The sequence below is a fragment of the Xanthomonas sp. LMC-A-07 genome, assembly GCF_030208825.1.
GTDB classification, from domain to species: domain Bacteria; phylum Pseudomonadota; class Gammaproteobacteria; order Xanthomonadales; family Xanthomonadaceae; genus Xanthomonas; species Xanthomonas campestris.
The window spans coordinates 20,459-33,906 of record NZ_JARVTF010000005.1 but is presented as its reverse complement, the minus strand read 5'-3'; the positions used below and the strand labels follow the sequence as shown (position 1 = coordinate 33,906).

Genomic DNA, 13,448 nt, shown 5'->3' with positions numbered 1-13,448 from the left:
TCAGTGCACTCCTTCAATTACGGCGGGGACGGAACTTGTGCCGCTTTCGGTGGTGACGGCCGTTTGGCCGCCGTCAGACTTGGGAAGCTTCGGCGCCCCGGCGGCGGTCGCATGGATCTGCGATGGCGGATCGGGTGCGAGTGAGCCAGCCGAGTCAGCGAGGATGATCAACACCACACGCCGGTTCGCATTCCGTCCCGCCTCGGTGCTGTTATCGGCACGTGCGCGGAATTCTCCATAGCCAACCATCGCCAATCGTTGCGGGGCGACGCCTTCATCGGCGAACAGGTGCACCACGCTGGCGGCACGCGCCGCCGACAGTTCCCAGTTGGAGGGGAACTGCGCGGTGGCAATGGGCTGGTTGTCCGTATAGCCCTCCACGCGCACGCCGTTGGGGGCATCGCGCAACACTGCCGCCAGGGTGGACAGGGTGCCGCGCGCGCTCCCGGCCAGCAGCGCAGAGCCGGTGACGAACAGGATGTCGCTGTTGATCTCCACCTCGATCCACAGATCGCGGCGGCGGATGGTGATGAGTTGCTTGTCGATCAGCGGCGACAGGGTCTTGTTCAACTGCTGCGCCACTGCATCCATCTGCCGCTGCGCGCGTGCCAGCTGCGCCTGATTGCGCAGCGACACCGGCATGCGCATCTGCGCGGCCATCGACGGCAGGATGGTGGGGTCGGTCGGCCCGTTGGAGGCGGCCATCGGTGCGCCGGCCTTGATTACCGAAGGGCGGTCGTAGTCGGCGCCCAGGCTCTGGGTGTTGCCCAGCTGCACGGGGCTTGCGGCCTTGGACGAGCCACCGAAGGCGGTGGTCAGCGCCTGCGCCATCACCTTGTACTTGCCTTCGTTGAGCGAGGAGATGGCGTACATGACCACGAAGAACGCCAGCAGCAGCGTCATCAGATCGGCATACGGAATCGCCCACGCTTCGTGGTTGCCATGGTCTTCGTGATGTTTGCGACGGCGGGCCATGACGGGGCTAATGCAAGTAGCCTGCCAATTTCGACTCGATGTTGCGCGGGTTCTCGCCCTGGGCGATGGCGATCAGCCCTTCGATAGCCATTTCGCGCTCGTTGGTGCTGCAGTGGATGACGCTCTTGAGCTTGGCGGCCACCGGCAGGAACAGCAGATTGGCCGAGGCGATGCCATAGATGGTGGCGGTGAACGCGGCAGCGATGCCGTGGCCGAGCATGGAGGGGTCGGCCAGGTTCTTCATTACCGCCATCAACCCCAGGACCGCACCGATGATGCCCAGCGTGGGCGCATAGATGCCCATGCCCTCGAACACCTTGGCGGCGGCAAGATCCTGGCGCTCCTGGTTGTCGACTTCGATCTCCAGCATGTGGCGCATGGATTCGGGCTCCACGCCATCCACCAGCATCTGCAGCCCTTTGCGCAGGAAGGCATCGTCCTGGCGGCCGAGCTGATCTTCCAGGCCCAGCAGGCCCTGGCGGCGGGCGATATTGCTCCACTCCACGATGCGCCCCAGCAGCCGCTCGCGGTCGCTGGCCGGCGGCTGGATCACCCAGCGCACAATCTTGAAGGCGCGCCGGAAAACCGCCGGCGAGGTGTGCAGCAGGATCGCGGCCACGGTGCCGACGATGACGATCACGAAGGCGGCCGGCGACCACAGCGACGAAATGCCGGCACCTTTCAACACGCTGCCGCCCACGATCGCCACGATCGCAAGCACCAGTCCAATGAGGCTGAGTCTGTCCATGGAAGCGGTATCGGCCCAGGCCGGGCGGACTTGATAGGTGCGCCCGGTCCAGTGCGCCAGAAAGTTGTCGTTCTGGGGGATGGTCTTCAATTGCCGACTGCGCTGAGAGCGGTAGCGCGGCGGGGGACCGGTCTCTCGGTCGTAACAGGTCTCGATGAACTCAGTGGTGCCTCAGGTCAGCCCTTGCGTTACCGAGGCGGACATAGAAGACACGACTCGGCACTCAAGCCCCTCTCCCGCCGGGAGAGGGGTTGGGGTGAGGGGACGTCCAGGCGCGGACTGTCGATTGTAGGTTTCGGTGAGGGCGCCATGCGGCCGGGAATCGAATCTTCGGCGCTACAGACATTGCTTATGACGCGTCATCACGGCACATCCCTGTGATGGCGATAGCAGCCAAGCGTCGTGCGGTTGCCATGTGCTGGAGTGTGCCAACACGCATGTCGATCCTGCTTCTCGCTGAGCTCGGTTGCAAATGATGGAGAGAGTGCAGGCGTTTTGGTGAGCCGTTTGCGCCTGGTTGCGGGCGAGGGCGTTTGGCAGGCTGCGATCAAGTTGCTGCAGCAGGCAGGCTCTACCTTGCCGCGTGCAAGCGTGGCGAGCCCGGCCGCCATCGTGGCGCTTGCAACGCCGCGGGCCTGCTGCGCGGCAGAATGCGCTGGCGCATGAGCTGTGCTACTTAGGCGTCCACGGCATTAGAACGATCTAATCGCATCCGCGCAGAGGGGAGAGAAGAGCAGGGAAACCGGACGCCGCAATGGCGCCGGATATTTTTGCATGACTTCGCGCGGTGTTCTTGTCCGGTCGTTGGATCGATACAAAGCCGCCGAGGCCGATCAATCTTTGGGAGAGCACGATCGAAATGAACTGCATGCCATTCGCACGCAACCACAGCACGCTGTCCGCCGGTATCGCCATCGCCTTGTTCGCGAGCGCTGCCTCCACCAGCGTTTCCGCCCAGCAGGCTGACGGCACGCCGGCGCCTACGGGCCAGGCCACGTTGCAGGCCACGGACCTGGACGCGGTGAAGGTGACCGGCTACCGCTACGCGATCGAAAAAAGTCTGGAGCAAAAGCGCAACGCCAACGCCGTGGTCGATGTGATCACCGCCGAGGACGTGGGCAAGTTCCCCGACAAGAACGTGGCCGATGCGCTGCAGCGCGTGCCCGGCGTGGTCATCAGCCGCGACGGCGGCGAAGGCAAGAACGTCAGTGTGCGCGGCCTGTCCTCGGAGTTGGTGCTGACCGAATTGAACGGCAACTACATCGCCACCGCCGAGTCCAACGGCGACCCGACGCGCTCGTTCAACTACACGCTGCTGCCATCGAACCTGCTGGGCAGCGCGGAGCTCTACAAGACCCCGGAAGCGCGCATCGACGAAGGCGGCATCGGCGGCACGGTGATCCTGCAGACGCGGCGCCCGCTGGAACTGGAGCCACATTCCGGCTTCGTCTCGGCCGAGGGCACCTGGTCGGATACCAGCAAGAAGACCGACGGCCAGTTCTCCGGTTCGTACTCGTGGCACGACAAGGACAACCGCTTCGGTGTCTTCGTTGGCTACACGCAGCAGAAGCGTACCGCGCGCACGCTCAATGCCAGTACCGAGAGCTGGCAGTGGTACGGCCGCGACGAAGTCGGCCCGGCGGTCGACGTGAACGGAAATCCGTCGGACTTCAACGCCAACTGGTGGGGCGGTACCGGTTTCTGGAACCAGGACGGCAATTACTCCACCGGTTTCATGATGCCGACAGCGGTCAGCCTGGACGCCAAACGCGAGGAGCGCGAACGCAAGGGCGGGCAACTGACCTTGCAGTTCAAGCCGACCGACGACCTGACGCTGACCGCGAACTACTTCCGCTTCGACCTGTCGCAGGACTCGCAGACCAATACCATCAAGATTCCCGAGTGGAACATTGCCCGCTATAACGGCGACGGCAACTGGCGCGGCGGCCGTCTGCTCGACGGTCTGCAGTTCGATCCCAGCGGCACCATCGTCACTGGCGCCGCCTACAGCCTGCGTCCGGGCAAGACCTACTATTGCAGCGAGGCGCAGGCCGCCGCGGCCGGCCTGCCACCGGGCGGCTGGGGCTCGGACGATTGCACCGTGCCGACCCCGCAGATCACCGGCAGCTACAACATCGAGAAATCGCAGTCGCAGACGGTGGACCTGGGCGGCGAATGGCGTGGCGAGCAGGTGGACGTGGCGTTCAAGGCGGGCCGCACCTGGGCCAAGGGCGGGCCGGAGCTGCAGTTCTCCCTGCCAATCAAGCCGCGCCTGCAGAACGCCGACGGCAGCTGGACCAACGGCAACTTCGCCAGCGCCTGGGACCTGACCGGCACGCCGTCCATGACATTCTCGCCGCAGCTGATGCAGAACCTGCGCGACGGCATCCTGCAGGTCGACCTGGGCTCGACCGGCTCGTCCTGGACCCGTAACACCAATCAGCAGCAGTACGCGCAGATCGATACCACCTGGCATTTCGATGGCGAGGTCGTCGACTCGCTGCAGTTCGGCCTCAAGCGTCGCGACGGCGGCATCCACCGCAGTACCGGCAACAACTACTGGGTGTGCCCAGGCACCGACCCGAGCGACTACGACAACCGCTACTGGAACGGGCGCTGCAATGCCATCGCCACCCGGTTCTCGCCGGGCCTGCTGTTCGCGCAGGACAACCTGGCCGGTGGCGTCAACGCCAGCGCGTTCCCGGCGATCAACTTCCCGGGCTACATCGGCTACTTGAACCAGACCTACGGCGCGATGCAGACCCGCAGCGAAGACAACTTCGTCTACAACGTCGACGAAGAGATCTATTCCAGCTATCTGCAGCTCAACTTCCACACCGAGCGGCTGCGTGGCAACGTCGGCGTGCGGGTGGCGCGTACCGGCCAGCGTGCCGAGTCCACCGACAAGGTGACCGCCTACAACGACTACTTCTTCGACGGCGCCGACGGCAATCCGCTGGCCTGCCAGCAGGGCGCCGCCACGCCCGGCGGCGCGCCGGCCGACACCTATTGCGGCACCGAAGGCTACTGGCGCTTGGCCGACAGCGTGCAACGCACCGAGTCGTTCGTGGTCAGCGGGCTGGACCGCAACTACACCGACGTGCTGCCGAGTTTCAACCTGGCCTACGATCTGACCGAAAACCTGTTGCTACGCGCGGCAGCCGCCAAGGTGATCGCACGCCCAAGCTACAACGACATCGCCGCGCCCGGCAGCCTGGAGTTTTACAGCCCCGAGTACGTTGCCGACCGGCGCCTGACCGGCGGTGCCAGCGAGCAGGGCTGGTACGGCTCGGGCAGCAACAAGAACCTGGAGCCGTACAAGGCCAACCAGTTCGACCTGGGGCTGGAATGGTATTTCCAGCCGGGCTCGGTGGCAGGTGTGGGGCTGTTCCGCAAGAACGTGGAGAACTTCGCGGTCGACGTGATCAGCGACGTGAACATGATGGTCGACGGGCAACCGGTCACCGTGCAGAACTACAGCACCCAGGCCGGCGGCCAGGACGCGGTCTCGCAGGGTGTGGAGCTGTACGCGCAGCACACCCTGCCGTTCGGACTTGGTATGCAGTTCAACTACACCTACAACGATGCCAGCAAGGCGGCGGTGCGGTTGGAGGACGGCACCGAGGCCGGCAAGACCTCCATGCCGGGCAGCGCCAGGAACCAGACCAACCTCACCGTGTTCTACGAGACCGACAGCCTGCTGCTGCGCGCCTCGTACAACCGTCGCGGCGAGCTGGTGCAAGGCCTGGTCAACGGGTTGAACGTCTTTGAGGAGCCGTACTACCAGATCGACGTGAACGCGGCATACAACATCACCCCGGCGCTCAGCCTCACCGCCTCGGTGCTGAACCTGACCAAGCAGGAGTCCCGCTCGCACCTGGGCGACGACACCCGCGCCCGCTTCTATACCGGCGGATACGCAGGCCGGCTGGCGTACCTCGGGCTGACCTACAAGTTCTAGCGCCAACGTGTCGCGCCCATGCCTGCCGCGTGGCGGTATGGGCGCGATGGTTTGGCGATAGCCGGGCTCTAGTGGAAGTGAACCTGGAACCGTTATTTCCTACCGTTATTTCGGAGCCGTTATTTCACCAGGCTTGATGGAAGGCCCACCGGGGAAACGTCGCACCAAGACAATCGCCTACAGTGGCGTAGCAAGCCATCCTGGCCTAGGATGAAGGGAGAAGTTCGACTATTTCTTGTTGGGCCCGCGCACGGTTAGCATGCATGTGGGTCATTACGCAAAGGAGCTTAAAAAGGATGCGCCAACTAGCTGCATATAGTTTCACATCTCCTGCTAGTGACGTTGCGAGCGCCCAAAAGCGTCACGCTGAGGCGATTGGAATCATTGAGGAGTGGCTGGTAAAGAAAGGGGCTGAAGCGCCATTAGAAACCGAGGGTTTTTTCCGTTCCAAGACTCAGATGGACAACACCGGCGTCTATACCATCACAAAGCATGACCACGACGGGGATGAGTTGGTCGCATACAGCCTAGACGAGAAATCCAGTTCGGGGCTAGATTTTTCAACCAACATTTTCGCCCTCTGCTCCGGAGGATCCAGCACAATCTTCTGCGCGCTCTCCGCATCGAGCTCCGAAGAAGCTATCCTCAATGCCTACACAGACGCCCGCTGCCCATCAGTTATTCGTGATCTTTTAGCCTCTAAGGATGACTGGAAATATGCAGGCATAGATGTTTCTAGGGACGCGACGGCCATAGACAGCGAAGCGGACATTTCCGCTTTCGTCGACCATATCAGGGACCCTCAACTTAGGAAGGTGCCGCTTGTATTGGTTTCTGAATATAAGGGTGAAGAGGCATGGCCAGGCATTTCCGAGAAGCTTGCACGAGATCTGATCGGCGCGGCCGAAGTCGTCCGTATCACGGACGCGGGATCAAAGCTACTAAGTTCCAAGGTGGGGAAAAGGCACTCTTGTTACTTGGGGGCCATCCGCCTCTATTGGCCTGCGACCGGCGAGCAGGAGATGCCCAAATCTTTTGTCTGGACCGAAGAGGCCCTGCTTCCTCAGGATGAGGATGAGGATGCCCTCTACGCAAAGCGCTTTCAGAACAAGCTGCGCAACCTGATCTTATCTGCAACCGCTGTCTCAATCGCGCCACCAAAAAGGATCAAGGAACTTACCCAGCTCACAGCCTCCAAGGAGCTTCACGATGTCCGAAAGAGCTCCGAAGAGCGCATTGAGCAACTTCAGGCTTCCATTGATGATCTGAAGCAAAAGCTCGAGGAAGCCGAATACCGCAATCGCATCCTTTCATATCAGCTGCAGCAGTCGGCCATGCTTGCCGAAATTGGGCAAGGTAACGAAGGGGCTTCGAACGATGAAGATAACGATGCTCCCGCGAAGGGAGAGGTTCGCTTCTACAAGAAGATTGCCAATGCGGGAAAGGCAGACAAGATGGTGCAGACCAAGGATTGCAGCCATACTTCTTGGCAGTCCTCCAACGGCGCTGACAAGGCAAAAAAAGGTCTTGCCCGCGTCATCGGATCGGAGGATTGGAAGTCCGTCTTGCATTGTGGAACTTGCACAGGGGGCGGCGTTTGGAGGGTCGAATGGTGATTCGCTATCGCTTGAGTTGAACACTCAAACCTCCTTGCTGACGCCGGCTATGTCCTAATCAGCCAGCGTCATCCACAACGCTTTGCCGCTCTCGGCACTGATGTCCGAGAACTGATCCGGCTCCCAGTGGGTGTGGGTCAGCAGGACGCCCAGGTCTGCGAGCAGTTGCTGGCATCGCTGACCGAAGCCAAAAACGCCGCTGAAGGTCAGCCCCAGCGAACCGATGTCAAACGGCTTTGGCTCCATCCCCATGGGCTGCATTTCCATGTGCGCATGGTGCTTGTCGCGAAACGTCTTGATTTTTAGCGCAAGCGGGTCGACGTCCAAGTCGGCCATGGCCTGAGAAATTGCTGCCCACTTCTCGTCGAACTGGGCAGCGTTCGCGTCGCGATCCCGCTGGCGCCATGCTTCAACGGTTGCTTCACTGATGCCCTCAATCGGCGCCGCCTGAAGCTCATCGAACATCCGGCTGTAACTGTCTCGGTAGTGCTCGCGCATGCCAGGCACCTGGAGCTTCTTCCAGATGTTGGTCAGGCTGCCCGTCTTCCCTCCCTTGTCCAGGAACAACCGAGACAAGTCTCGGATGTAGTCCTGACCCAGCAATGGGGCCAGGTGATTCCAAAGCATCACACCCCTCGTCTTGTCCAGCTTGGCTTTCATGGCCGCCTGGACATCGGCGTCCAACACCAAAGGCTTGAGCAGGTGGACTCGCTCGTCCTGAAAATGCGCTTCGCTGGTCAGAGCCCGGATCCACCCATCGATCCGCTCGATGTGCTTCTCGGGGGTGTCCACCTCTTCCATTGCATCGCTCATGCGTTCTCCAAAGATTTTCATCATCACTCTATCGCCCGCACGCCTGTCCCGGTTCACTTCCAGCAAAACTTCAGTTCCAGGTTCACTTCCACTGCAGCCTGGCATTCGCCAAATCACCCCTTCATGCCTGCCACGCGGCGGTATGGGCGCGACGCTCCGGCTCTCGGATCATCGAATAACCGTGATGGAGTCAGGTGCACTTATCAGACGACGGCGTTCGGCTTGCGTGGCCCGTATGGAACTGCGCCAGCGGCGCACACAGCCGCGCGAGACCCGCCAGCGTGGATTGACACGCCAGGCCGTGTACTTGCAATCTAGGCCCAAGGAGCGTCGAAACTCCTCTCATAGCGGTACCCACCTCCGTCAAACCGGTGGGTTTTTTGTGCCTGCATCCTGCAGGTGCAAGCCGACGCAATGCCTGTGTCGGGAGGGCGGCTAATACAACACCCGCAAGGGGAATACGCCCGCCGGCTATGAGCGGTTTCGAACCTCCCGACATCCCGTCGCCGTTGGCGGCGGTTCTTGGGTTGTTCCAGGAGGGCGTTGCCATGTCTACCGCACCATCCATGCCGGCATCTGTGCCGGTTGATCTGTTGCCAGCTTCCGCTCACCACCTGCGGTGGGATGTGGGCGAGGTGCTGCGCCGGCTCGTCGCACGCGCAGCTGTTGAGCAGGCGAGCGACCATCCGGCGTATCCGCTAAGTCGCCAGCTCGCTGTGTTGCTGCACACCTCGCGCCGCCGGTTCGTACGCAGTGCTTTGGGGATGCAGCAGTGCGTCGCCGCATCCATCACCCGCCACCAGCCGGAGGCGCTATGACACGCCGCCGCCCACCCACGGCATCTGCCAGCGCACGGCCCACCCGCACGCGTGCGCGCCCCGCGCCGCCCAAGCGGGTGCAGTGGGTCGTGGTGGAACCCGACCGCACCAAGCTGCCACCGATGCTGCCGCCCGACCCGGACGCCTCCCCGCAAGGCCCCGGCACGCTACGCGCACCCCGCCGCGCCCGCCGCCCGCGCCAATGCACCGTCAGCTACACCCATTACCCCGGTGCCCACGACCACGCCGGCGACCAGCACGTGCCCCACGTCCGCCTCAGCGGCCTATGGCTGGAACAACTGGGCTTTGCCATCGGTACCAAGCTGCGCATCACCGCCAGCGAAGGGCAACTGCTGATGGAGGTGTTGCCGCCGGTGGAAGTGCCGGCCAAGGCGCGTAGCGTGCGGCGATGATGCGGCGGCTGCCAGAAGCCTTGCGATTGACCTCGGTGCCCGATACCACTAGCGTCGCAGCCACACCAGCGCACAACGGACGCTTCATGATCGCGCGCCCCCTCTACGCCTTGCTCGCCACCCTCGCTCTGGGCGCATGTGCCCATACCGCGGCCACCCCAGCACCGGCAACCGTCACGGAGACATCTGCCATGAATTCATCCAGTCCTACCACTGTGCCGCCTAACAAGCCCACTGCGGAAGGCTTGCTTGGTCAGCTGCTTATGTTGATCAAGGGCAGCCAGAACATCTCCGACTTCACTCCCGAGCGTCTGAGTTCCACGATGGGGCAGGCGGTTCAGTTCGTGAAAGGCGACGAACGCCGATATCGGGCCTTCGGCCCGCTCACTAAGGATTGGAGTTATGGATTTGGAGTCGATGAAACCAAGCTTGATGGCAGATGGTTCGAATTCCGCTTCGATCGCAATGTGGCCGGTGCATCGCCTGCGATGACCGAAATTTGTCGCCTGGACTTTGATCGTTTTACCCAGCAGCTTGAGCAGATGGGATTTGCGCGTGAGCGCAACATCGTCGAAGACGGGCGCTGGATGAGTGATTTCTTTACGCGCCCAGGAATGCGAGTAGAGGTCTTTCCGCGAGGTGAGGCGGCGGAACCGCAAGAGTTAGTGGCGCACAAATGCGTCGAATGGGTCTACATCCGTTAAGTCCAAGGAGCGGACATGTCACTCAGTCCTGATGCTTTGAAAGTTTTGAATGATTTCGGCAATGAGCCTGGAGTTACCAAACCTCACGTCGATCAACTGAGGCGGCTTCTAACCGATTCGCCGGAACTTACGCGTCAGCTGAACGAAGCAGTTGATCAAAAGCTGGTGACCAGCTTCAAGCCTCTCACTGATCCGCATGCTGGAGGCTCGTTTGATCCCATTGGCCATTCAATCCAGTTGCCGCTGACAAAGCTGGTGGGCCCCAATGGAGTTGCTCCCCCATCTCCGGGGGATCTGACTTTTGTCCTTGGGCACGAGTTGCAGCACAGCACCTTCAGTCCGGATGCGGAGGCTGCAAGGCAGCAATTCATGACTGAGGCTCGTACGATTGCACGTACCACCCACGACTATACGTCCGCTGCTGAAAAGGTCATTGCGAACAACCGCGAGGATGAATCACGCGCAGAGATCGCGGGTTGGAACGCCACCCTCAGCAGGGTGAAGGGCAGTACACCTCAGCCGACCTTGGAGGATATCTATCGTGCGGCCCCAGGACGGATGCGTGACTTCATCGATACCGCTGCAGGAAGCCAGGGCCTTGTCTATACCTTAAAGCCAAATCTTTCCTTGAACCAAGACTTGTCAATGCCAGCCACGCCTTCAAATGTCGAGGCCATGGGTGTCAACTATTTCGATAAGCCGGCACAGGATACGCAGATCGGTTATGGCGGCCTATCTGACTATCACAACCACTACGGACCCTGGGTCATCGGCACCGCAGCCATCTTTGAGCGTCACTACAACAAGGCGCAGCCTGGCACGCCTGAACAACCGATGATCTTTAACCTGCAACGGCTTGGCTTCAAAGAGGATGCGCTGGAACGTAATGGTATTGATCTGGGCAGCACCACGCGCCCGATGCCTTACCTGGACAGCAGCACCCAGCCCCCGACGCCGGGCTTGTTCCAGCACAGCAAGAACACGCATCTGCATGTCTCGCCGATCTCTGCACAAGAGCTGGAGCAGGAGCTCCGTGCACGTGAATCCCAATCGCAAGGGACCTCAGCTCAGCGTCTTCCGTCAGACCCAGGCCATGCGGATCACCCGCTTTACCAGCAGATCAGAGGCGGGGTGCAAAAGCTCGATAGCGCACATGGCAGGCAGTGGGATGCATCGAGCGAACGCATGACAGCCAGCTTGCTTGCGCTGGCAAAAGAGGAAGGGTTGTCGCGGGTGGATCATGTGGTGCTCAACAACCCAACGGCTCAGCTGGCGGGCGGCGAGAAGGTCTTCGTCGTTCAGGGCGCCCTCAACGACCCGGCTCACCAGCGTGCCCATATGTCGACCATGGACGCCGTGCAGACACCAGAGACCCAGTCGTTCGATCGCCTGCAGGCAATCAACCAGACTCAGGCCCAGGCGCGCGAACAGCAGCAGGCGCTCGAGCAGTCCCAGCAAGCCGTCAGCCAGGCTGGTCCGTCGATGACGCGCTGAGTGTTTCGCAACGAGATAACGGGGTCCAAATAACGGTCCGAAATAACGGTTCCAGGTTCAGTTCCACGGCAGCCTGGCCGTTGCCAAACCATCGCGCCCATGCCTGCGCGCGTAGCGACATAGATCGGCAGCGATGCTGGTAATGACACGACAATGGCCACAATACGCGGCCGTTGTCGTTAGATCAGGCAGCCAGGATCGTCTTGACGATTCCCGATTCCCGAAAATCAATGATCGCTAGAGCGCAATCCATCCACATCCAGAATCAGCGCCATCCGGCCCTCGCCGATCAGGGTGGCACCGGCGTAGCCGGGTAGGCCGCGCAGGGCGTGGGGTAGGGGTTTGATCACGAAGAAGTAAATCTGGAGCTGTTATTGAACTGTTATTTCGAAGCAGCTAAAGCGATTCCCGCCCCTTAGCCGTATCACCAAACCGGCGAGAGATTTCTGTCTTTCGAGGTGGCGACACCATACGACGTCGCGTATGCGGACAGGAAGCATCTGTCCGAATAGGGTGATACCCTCTGCATGGCTCAAACGCTGATGTTGGAGTGAGGAGTAAAAATGGTCGCCTCAATTAAACGCCGCACTGTTTTGGCTGCGGCATTATCCATGGCCCTGCCGATGCGTAGCTTTGCCAAACCCGGAATTGCAGCTGATAGCGTGTCCTCGGCCCTTCGCCGTCGCGTAGCCGAGGAAAAGCAGGGCACCGGGGCCGTATTGGGGGTGGTGCGCGCAGGCGAATTGAAGACCTTCCACTACGGAACGGTTGGCCTAGGTAAACTCCAACAGCCGAATGATCGGTCAGTATTTCAGATCGCCTCGCTAACCAAGATATTCACGGCACTATTACTTGCTGATTGCGTTCAGCGGGGTGAAGTGAATCTCGTCGATCCACTATCAAAGTACATTGCAGTTCCTCCCGCCACCTTCGACGGGAATGAGATCACGCTTCTCGATTTAGCCACTCATACGAGTGGGCTACCACTTCGGCCATCCAGTCGCACCGGCCTCAGTCAAGACAACCCCTACGCCGGTTACACCGAGAGCGATCTTTGTGCTGATTTAGGTCGTGTCCATCTCACGCGCTTACCGGGGTCGAGTTTTGAATACTCGAATTTTGACTACGCGTTATTGGGTTACGCGTTGTCACAGCGCCTTGGCAAAACGTATGCTGAGCTCTTGCGAGCTCGCATTCTTGAACCGCTTCGTATGGACGAGACTACGCTTACTCTATCAACGGCGATGCAGCACCGCGAAATTTGGGGTTACGATGCGGACTTCCACTCGGCTCAACCCTGGGAATTTGGTGCGCTTGCGCCGGCAGGCGGCCTTTTTTCGACGGTGAAGGACCTGTCGAAATTCATGACACTTTGGACAAACAAAGAAAGCGGTCCCCTCTCGCGGGCGGCTTCAATGATGCTGACCGTAGATAGGCCCGGCGATAATGCCGATACCAGAATGGGTATCGGCTGGCGGAAGGTCCACCCGGATGGCCAGAGCATAGCTTGGAGCAATGGAAATGGCGGCGGCGTTCGTAGCTTCATGGGCTTCAACGCCGACACGCGCGTCGCCGCAATCGCGTTTATCAACAAAACATCGGGTTTTGGAGTTGACGATATCGCGCTTGGGACGCTTGCGCCAGCTGGCTCGCATGTTCCCCCGTTTTTCTAAAACCCGGGCTGGTTTAAGATGCTTAAATATTAGCTGGATGGGAAATAACGTTTCCAGGTTCACTTCCACGGCAGCCCGACCGTCGCCAAACGATCGCGCCCATGCTTGCGCGCGTAGCGGCTTAAATCGGCAGCGATGCTGCTAGTGAAACGACAACGGCCGCAGTACGCGGCCGTTGTCGTTTCATCAGGCAGCCAGGATCGTCTTGACGATTCCCGATTCCCAATTCCCGA

The 13,448-nt window shown here is 60.8% G+C and carries 11 protein-coding genes; 7 read left to right on the top strand and 4 right to left on the bottom strand.

Going from position 1 to position 13,448, the window contains the following annotated elements:
• Both motD and QRM89_RS03120 read right to left on the bottom strand, forming a co-directional pair.
• Positions 1 to 975, bottom strand: coding sequence for a flagellar motor protein MotD (gene motD / locus QRM89_RS03125; protein WP_012438310.1), 975 nt, complete (start codon positions 973 to 975; stop codon positions 1 to 3).
• 7 nt (positions 976 to 982) lie between these two features.
• The gene (locus QRM89_RS03120) at positions 983 to 1,723 is read right to left on the bottom strand and encodes a flagellar motor protein (protein ID WP_228427326.1); all 741 of its coding nucleotides are present in this window, start codon (positions 1,721 to 1,723) and stop codon (positions 983 to 985) included.
• Between the two features lie 859 nt (positions 1,724 to 2,582).
• On the opposite strand from QRM89_RS03120, the gene QRM89_RS03115 reads away from it, so the two are divergent.
• Both QRM89_RS03115 and QRM89_RS03110 read left to right on the top strand, forming a co-directional pair.
• The gene (locus QRM89_RS03115) at positions 2,583 to 5,684 is read left to right on the top strand and encodes a TonB-dependent receptor (RefSeq protein WP_285447264.1); all 3,102 of its coding nucleotides are present in this window, start codon (positions 2,583 to 2,585) and stop codon (positions 5,682 to 5,684) included.
• Between the two features lie 296 nt (positions 5,685 to 5,980).
• A complete protein-coding gene (locus QRM89_RS03110) occupies positions 5,981 to 7,300 on the top strand; it encodes a hypothetical protein (protein ID WP_046345927.1) in 1,320 nt (439 codons plus the stop codon).
• Positions 7,301 to 7,354: 54 nt separating this feature from the next.
• Here QRM89_RS03110 and QRM89_RS03105 read toward each other — a convergent pair whose 3' ends face one another.
• Complete coding sequence (locus QRM89_RS03105) at positions 7,355 to 8,134, bottom strand: hypothetical protein (RefSeq protein ID WP_285447263.1); 780 nt, start codon at positions 8,132 to 8,134, stop codon at positions 7,355 to 7,357.
• 452 nt (positions 8,135 to 8,586) lie between these two features.
• On the opposite strand from QRM89_RS03105, the gene QRM89_RS03100 reads away from it, so the two are divergent.
• The 4 genes from QRM89_RS03100 to QRM89_RS03085 all read left to right on the top strand — a co-directional run bounded on the left by QRM89_RS03100 (position 8,587) and on the right by QRM89_RS03085 (position 11,542).
• Positions 8,587 to 8,931, top strand: coding sequence for a hypothetical protein (locus QRM89_RS03100; RefSeq protein ID WP_285447262.1), 345 nt, complete (start codon positions 8,587 to 8,589; stop codon positions 8,929 to 8,931).
• Positions 8,928 to 9,344, top strand: a complete 417-nt coding sequence (locus tag QRM89_RS03095) for a SymE family type I addiction module toxin (RefSeq protein ID WP_104564616.1) — start codon at positions 8,928 to 8,930, stop codon at positions 9,342 to 9,344. Before QRM89_RS03100 ends, QRM89_RS03095 begins: the two co-directional genes overlap by 4 nt.
• A gap of 86 nt (positions 9,345 to 9,430) precedes the next feature.
• Positions 9,431 to 10,048 carry a hypothetical protein gene (locus tag QRM89_RS03090; protein ID WP_285447261.1) on the top strand — a complete coding sequence of 206 codons (618 nt, stop codon included), beginning with the start codon at positions 9,431 to 9,433 and terminating at the stop codon, positions 10,046 to 10,048.
• A gap of 15 nt (positions 10,049 to 10,063) precedes the next feature.
• Positions 10,064 to 11,542, top strand: coding sequence for an XVIPCD domain-containing protein (locus QRM89_RS03085; RefSeq protein WP_285447260.1), 1,479 nt, complete (start codon positions 10,064 to 10,066; stop codon positions 11,540 to 11,542).
• Positions 11,543 to 11,769: 227 nt separating this feature from the next.
• Here the strand turns inward: QRM89_RS03085 and QRM89_RS03080 are convergent, their stop codons facing one another.
• Complete coding sequence (locus QRM89_RS03080; RefSeq protein WP_285447565.1) at positions 11,770 to 11,892, bottom strand: hypothetical protein; 123 nt, start codon at positions 11,890 to 11,892, stop codon at positions 11,770 to 11,772.
• A gap of 213 nt (positions 11,893 to 12,105) precedes the next feature.
• Between QRM89_RS03080 and QRM89_RS03075 the strand changes: the two genes are divergently transcribed.
• Positions 12,106 to 13,215 (top strand): serine hydrolase domain-containing protein, encoded by a 1,110-nt coding sequence (locus tag QRM89_RS03075; protein ID WP_285447259.1) that lies wholly within the window; start codon positions 12,106 to 12,108, stop codon positions 13,213 to 13,215.
• Positions 13,216 to 13,448: the final 233 nt, after the last annotated feature.

What these genes read in the sequence shown, in the direction of transcription:
- motD (WP_012438310.1), bottom strand. Translation starts at nt 975, where the DNA reads ATGGCCCGCCGTCGCAAACATCACGAAGACCATGGCAACCACGAAGCG.
- QRM89_RS03120 (WP_228427326.1), bottom strand. Translation starts at nt 1,723, where the DNA reads ATGGACAGACTCAGCCTCATTGGACTGGTGCTTGCGATCGTGGCGATC.
- QRM89_RS03115 (WP_285447264.1), top strand. Translation starts at nt 2,583, where the DNA reads ATGAACTGCATGCCATTCGCACGCAACCACAGCACGCTGTCCGCCGGT.
- QRM89_RS03110 (WP_046345927.1), top strand. Translation starts at nt 5,981, where the DNA reads ATGCGCCAACTAGCTGCATATAGTTTCACATCTCCTGCTAGTGACGTT.
- QRM89_RS03105 (WP_285447263.1), bottom strand. Translation starts at nt 8,134, where the DNA reads ATGAAAATCTTTGGAGAACGCATGAGCGATGCAATGGAAGAGGTGGAC.
- QRM89_RS03100 (WP_285447262.1), top strand. Translation starts at nt 8,587, where the DNA reads ATGAGCGGTTTCGAACCTCCCGACATCCCGTCGCCGTTGGCGGCGGTT.
- QRM89_RS03095 (WP_104564616.1), top strand. Translation starts at nt 8,928, where the DNA reads ATGACACGCCGCCGCCCACCCACGGCATCTGCCAGCGCACGGCCCACC.
- QRM89_RS03090 (WP_285447261.1), top strand. Translation starts at nt 9,431, where the DNA reads ATGATCGCGCGCCCCCTCTACGCCTTGCTCGCCACCCTCGCTCTGGGC.
- QRM89_RS03085 (WP_285447260.1), top strand. Translation starts at nt 10,064, where the DNA reads ATGTCACTCAGTCCTGATGCTTTGAAAGTTTTGAATGATTTCGGCAAT.
- QRM89_RS03075 (WP_285447259.1), top strand. Translation starts at nt 12,106, where the DNA reads ATGGTCGCCTCAATTAAACGCCGCACTGTTTTGGCTGCGGCATTATCC.